Origin of the sequence: Kribbella sp. NPDC050820 (assembly GCF_040653975.1) — a bacterium.
In the GTDB taxonomy this organism is placed as follows: Bacteria; Actinomycetota; Actinomycetes; order Propionibacteriales; family Kribbellaceae; genus Kribbella.
This window is the reverse complement of sequence record NZ_JBFAHB010000177.1, coordinates 1-1,145: the sequence shown is the minus strand read 5'-3', so window position 1 is coordinate 1,145 and position 1,145 is coordinate 1. Positions and strand designations below refer to the sequence as shown.

The 1,145-nt window shown below is 73.5% G+C and carries 1 pseudogene; it reads right to left on the bottom strand.

The window, feature by feature from the left end:
• Positions 1-52: 52 nt before the first annotated feature.
• Positions 53-1,145: pseudogene (locus AB0H36_RS48090) on the bottom strand (hypothetical protein); the annotation flags it as partial.

Below are 1,145 nucleotides of genomic sequence, written 5' to 3'. Positions count from 1 at the left end.
TCGCAAGTCCCAATCTCCCAGCACGCAAGGGCATTCTCGCGTTACGGCACGCTCACCCCAGCCAACTCACCCCAGTCCATCGGTGGATCCAGGCTGAGCCTTGATCGGTTCCGCGGGTGACTGCTGGAGCCGCGGATCGGATGGTTGCGTCGGTGGTCAAGGCGGGCACTTGATCCGCGGCCAGGGCGACGGCTGGAGCCGGCGGCCGATCGGTGGCGTCAGCAGTCGGGGCCGGAGCTTGGCCGGAACCCGCGCCGACTGCGGGAGCCGCGGGTCGGCGGGTTGCGGCGGCAGCCGGGGCTGGGGCTTGACCGGCGGCCGGGGTGACTGGTGGAGCCGCAGACCGGGTGGTTGCGTCAGCGGTCTGGGCTGGGGGTTGATCCGCGGCCGGGGTGGCGGGTGAAGCGGCGGGGCGGCTGGTTGGGGCGGTGGTGTGGGCGCGATCGTCCCCGGCGGTGGCTGTGGCGGCGGGCGGGGTGGGTGGGGTGGTGTGGAGGTGTCGGTGGGCTTGGTGGAGGAGTTCTTCGGTGTAGCGGGGGTCGGCGATGATGCCGACGGCGTCGGCGCGGCGGCGCTGCAGGCAGGCGGTGTCGCCGAGGATTTTGAGGGCTTCGGCGATGCTGGTGATGCGGGCGTCGAATCGGATCGCCGCACCGGAGCCGGTGCGGATGAGGATCTTCTTGGTGCCGTGCTCGTCGCAGCGGCCCAGGTAGACGCCGCGTTCGCGGGCCTTCTCCGCGGCCTTGGCCCGGGCGGCTTCGGGGTCGGCGTGTTTCTTGGCGGCCTCGACGATCCTGTCCAGCCGGCCGGGGGTGAGGGTGTCGACGACCTTCGCGACGCGGTGGTCGACGGCGCGGGCGGCGTCTTCGGACAGGTCCAGGCAGGCGGTGGCGATCTTGCGGGCCTTCCACGGCGTCGCCTGACCGGACTGGACCCGCGCCCAGGCCAGCGGGAGCCGGTGGCGCAGCGCGAGGGCCTGGCCGATGAAGTCCGCGGCGGCACCGGCGGAGATGCCGATCATCGCGCCGAACTCGGCCGGGGCGAACTCGGCGATCTCCGGGCAGCCCTCGCCGCCCAGGACGATGGCGCGTTCGCGGCCGTCGCTGGGGCGGCGGGTGGGGCGGGGTGAGCAGGCGCTCGGGTGG